This is a genomic window from bacterium (genome assembly GCA_024228115.1).
Taxonomy (GTDB): Bacteria; Myxococcota_A; UBA9160; order UBA9160; family UBA6930.
Genome location: JAAETT010000387.1, coordinates 1 through 4,267, shown reverse-complemented (window position 1 = coordinate 4,267; position 4,267 = coordinate 1). Strand labels below are relative to the sequence as shown.

3 protein-coding genes and 1 pseudogene are annotated in these 4,267 nt (G+C 63.8%); all 4 read left to right on the top strand.

The genetic code is table 11. The features are described from left to right. The first annotated feature begins 261 nt into the window (after positions 1–261). Complete coding sequence (locus tag GY937_16920) at positions 262–561, top strand: MoaD/ThiS family protein (protein ID MCP5058387.1); 300 nt, start codon at positions 262–264, stop codon at positions 559–561. Positions 562–564: 3 nt separating this feature from the next. Beyond that, positions 565–900 (top strand): hypothetical protein, encoded by a 336-nt coding sequence (locus GY937_16915; GenBank protein MCP5058386.1) that lies wholly within the window; start codon positions 565–567, stop codon positions 898–900. Then, a complete protein-coding gene (locus GY937_16910) occupies positions 884–2,731 on the top strand; it encodes a hypothetical protein (GenBank protein ID MCP5058385.1) in 1,848 nt (615 codons plus the stop codon). The genes GY937_16915 and GY937_16910 overlap by 17 nt, the downstream gene beginning before the upstream one ends. A gap of 218 nt (positions 2,732–2,949) precedes the next feature. Beyond that, positions 2,950–4,058 (top strand): annotated as a pseudogene (locus GY937_16905) (IS110 family transposase). Positions 4,059–4,267: the final 209 nt, after the last annotated feature.

Below are 4,267 nucleotides of genomic sequence, written 5' to 3'. Positions count from 1 at the left end.
CCGCCGGAATTCGCGCTTCTGGCGACACGTAGCTGAACATCGCAGACTGGTCGTGATCGGTTCCGCGCATCTCTCACCCCCTGATCATGCGTGTACCAACCGATTGACGGACCCGCACGGGGTTTTTCCGCAGCCTGCTAGACTCCGATGCGAATCCTCGCAGACACTTTCAATACACTGTGTTGCGAAAATCCATACCACACACTCAATTCGTTGGTTGACGCGGTGTTGATTGCTCCTCGTATCTCGGAGGCTTCGTGAATGAGTATCCACTCCTCGGCCTCAGCCTCTCCCCGCGGCAGTGCCGCTGCCGAGCAGGTCGTCGTCGAATTCTTCGGCACGACGCGCATGATCATTGGGCGTGATCAGCTCGAGACGCCTCCAGGAACCCTCGGCGACATCCTGGCGCGGCTGGACCCCAAACTCAATCTCCGCGATTCCGAAGGCATCACCTCCCACGTTCGAATCTCATTGAACGGTCGCCAGTTCATCAGCGACCTACAAATGCCGATCCTCGCTGGAGCACATCTCATCATTCTCGAGGCGGCCGCCGGAGGTTGAACTGTGCACGGCTACCACGGCCGCTATCTCCGCGCCCACCTCTCCACGGGTCGCGGCAAGCGAGTGCCGATCCCGGAGGCGGTGCTGCGGCGCTACATCGGGGGCGTGGGGCTCGGCTCCTGGATCCTGTTCGCGGAGTCTCCAGCCGGCGTCGATCCCCTGGCGCCCGAGGCGCCCCTCGTCTTCTGCTTCTCGCCGCTGGTGGGGACGGCGTTCACGACCTCGGCAAAGTTCGCGATCGTGGCCAAGTCGCCGCTCACCGGGTTCCTATGCGATGCGCTCTCGAGTTCATACACCAGTCAATTTCTTCTTTGCGGCCTCAATGACTCGCTTTCATGATTCGACTTCCAGGATTAGGCTGATGCGCGCAACCTGGGCAGCGCTCGCCTTCGCGCTGTTCTGGCTGCCCTATATCGCGTCGGCGGCGGTCCCCGCGCCTGCGACCGGGAGCGGGGAGTTTCCGCGCGCAGTGACCAGCTACGAAGACACTCAGATCGTGAGCATCGGAGCGCGCCTGGCCCACCGCGTGGAAGCCGAGCCCTTCAATGCGGCGGCCACCCTCATCTTCGTGTTCGCCATCCTGCATACCTTTCTGTCATCGAAGTTCCTCGCGATGGCGCATCGCATCAGCGACGCGCACGACCAGCGCGTCGCTGCGGGAGAGGCAGCTCGGCACTCGGTCAGCCACCGCGCCGAGCTGTTCCACTTCCTTGGCGAGGTCGAGGCGATCTTCGGTATCTGGGCGGTTGCGCTCGGCCTGGCAGTGGTAGCGTTCTTCGACTGGGACACCTTGGTCGGATATCTGAGCCACACGGTGAACTTCACAGAGCCCATGTTCGTCGTCGTGATCATGACCCTCGCCTCGACGCGTCCGATCCTGTGGCTGTCCGAAGCGCTCATGGGCCGGGTGGCGGGATTTCTCGGCGGGACCCTCGCTGCGTGGTGGTTCACGGTGTTGACTCTGGGACCGCTGCTGGGCTCCATCATCACCGAGCCCGCCGCGATGACGATCTCCGCGCTGCTCCTGGCACGTAAGTTCTACGATCTCGGGCCGAGCGAAGCGTTCCAGTACGCGACGATTGGAATCCTGTTCGTCAACGTATCCGTAGGCGGCACGCTGACGAACTTCGCGGCTCCTCCGGTGCTGATGGTGGCTGGTCCCTGGGGATGGGACACGAGCCACATGATTCTACACTTCGGCTGGCAGTCGGCTGTCGGAATCACTCTGGCGACTACGCTTTACCTTTTGATCTTTCGACGCGAGCTCGGGAAACTCGAGGAGCGCTTCGCGATTCGCGGCCTGAAGGACGAAATTCGCAAGGCGTACGTGACGCGAGAGCTCATGGAATCGAGGGTCGAAAGCGCCTTGAGCGGCGCGGAGGAAGACGAGTACGAAGTGGTCGCCCAGATCCGGGAACTGATCGACACAGAGGTGGACCGCATCCGAGCGCGGCTCCAGCCGCAGTATCTAGAGGAGGTGATGTCGCGAGGGGTCGACAGGAAGTTGGCGCTGATGGCATTCGAGGAGCGCTTCGACGAGGTGAAGCTCGCCAGGCTCCGCAGAGCCGTCCCACGAATTCTTCGGGAAGCGGAGCGACCGGAGTTTTACGATCCCGACTGGGACATTCGCGAAGACCCGGTTCCCGGCTGGGTCGTCGGAATCCACGTCTTGTTCCTCTGCTGGACGGTGCTCAACGCGCACCACCCTCCGCTGTTTATTGCTGGCTTGCTGTTCTTCCTGGGCTTTTCGGTGGTGGCTTCCCCGTATCAGAACCGGATCGATCTGAAGCCGCCCTTGCTGGTCGGCTTCTTCCTCGCGGGTCTCGTGGTGCACGGGGGTCTCCAGGCTTGGTGGATCGAACCCGTCCTGGGCGCCCTCGGCAAAGTCCCGCTGATGCTCACCGCCACGCTTCTGACCGCCTTCAACGACAACGCGGCGATCACCTTCCTCGCGACGTTGGTTCCGGGCCTTGGCGACGAACTGAAACACGCCGTCGTCGCGGGAGCTGTAGCCGGAGGGGGCCTGACGGTGATCGCAAACGCGCCGAATCCTGCAGGACAGGCGATCCTCAAACGCTTCTTCGAAAATGGGGTCTCGCCGATCAAGCTGTTGTCGGCGGCCCTGGTGCCAACGGTCCTCGTGTGGCTGTGTCTCTTGCTGTTGAAATAGACCGGCATCCAGCGCAGCGCTCGAGTCGACTGGAATCACGGGGCGCGCGACCACAGTCCAATCGAGGGTGGGTTCTTCCTCTGCGGATCCGAGCTGCTTGCGGCGGTGCTAGACCCTATGGAGCGACCGGCTCCAATCGCAGCCGTGCGGTAGCACGGGTGTGAACCACTCGCGGGTTGCCGCCGAAGGCGGCCGAGCCGCATACGAAGGAGCCGGTCATGAAGAAGGGTACCACCTACGTGGGGATGGATGTCCACAAGCAATCGATCGTGGTGGCGGTGCGTTGGCCTGGAGGCGGGGAGGCCGAAGTGCGGACGCTGCCGAATGAACCGCGAGCGGTGGGCCGTTGGTTGCGGCGGATGAAGCGAGAAGCTCCGGGGCCGATCCGGTGCGCCTACGAAGCGGGGCCCTGTGGCTACTCGCTGCAGCGGCAGCTCTGGGCGGAGGAGATCGACTGCCAGGTCATCGCCCCGTCGCTCATTCCGCGCAAGCCAGGTGAGCGGATCAAGACGGACCGCCGTGATGCACGGAAGCTCGCGGAGTACCTCGATGGAGGGCTGCTGACCGAGGTCCATCCGCCGACGCCGGAGGCCGAGGCGGTCCGGGATCTCTGCCGCGCCCGGGAGGACGCGAAGGAGGATCAGATGCGCGCCCGCCACCGACTCTCGAAGTTTCTCCTTCGCCGGGGCCTGATCTACGGCAAGGGGAAGGCCTGGAGCCTGGCCCATCAGCGCTGGCTGCGAGGTCTTCGACTCGATCATCCAGCCGACCAGGCCACCTTCGACGCCTACTGCTTGGCACTCGACCAGACCCAGGAGCGGGTTCGGACGATCGAAGCGCAGCTCGACGAATGGTCCAAGGCCGAGCCCTACGCCGAGCCGGTGGCCCGGCTGAGATGCTTCCACGGAATCGATACGACCACGGCGATGACGCTGGTGACCGAACTCCATGACTTCCGTCGCTTCCGCAACCCGCGGTAGCTGATGGCCTACCTGGGCCTGGTGCCGAGCGAGAACTCGAGCGGAGATCGGACGCAACGGGGAGGGATCACGAAGGCCGGCAACGGCCACGCACGGCGGGTCCTCATCGAGAGTGCTTGGCACTACCGGCATCTACCGAGAGGCAGCGTGACCCTTCGCAAGCGGCGCGAGGGACAGCCCACTCGCGTAATCGCGATTGCAATCGGGCCCACCAGCGACTCAGCCGCCGCTACCGCCGCCTGACCGAGCGAGGCAAGCCTCACAACAAGGTCGTCGTCGCGGTGGCTCGAGAGCTCGTTGGCTTCCTCTGGGCCACGCTCGCACCTGAAGACCCCCACGAGGCGTAGGAGACGATTTCGAGTGGACGGGACGAGCACGGCACCGAGGAGACGCGGCACAACTATGCGCAGCGAAGTCAGCCTTCCCGACGCGCGGTTCTAGAGAGCGTTCCCTCACGACGGAGCACGGTCATGCGGCTCGGCCTCAGGCAACCCGCGGATATCAGAGTGACTCGTCGTCGAAGCGATCTCGTTCCGTCCACTCCTCTCCTCCATCT

Bases quoted from the DNA above. Each gene is read 5' to 3' on its own strand.
- GY937_16920 (MCP5058387.1), top strand. From the start codon at position 262: ATGAGTATCCACTCCTCGGCCTCAGCCTCTCCCCGCGGCAGTGCCGCT.
- GY937_16910 (MCP5058385.1), top strand. From the start codon at position 884: ATGACTCGCTTTCATGATTCGACTTCCAGGATTAGGCTGATGCGCGCA.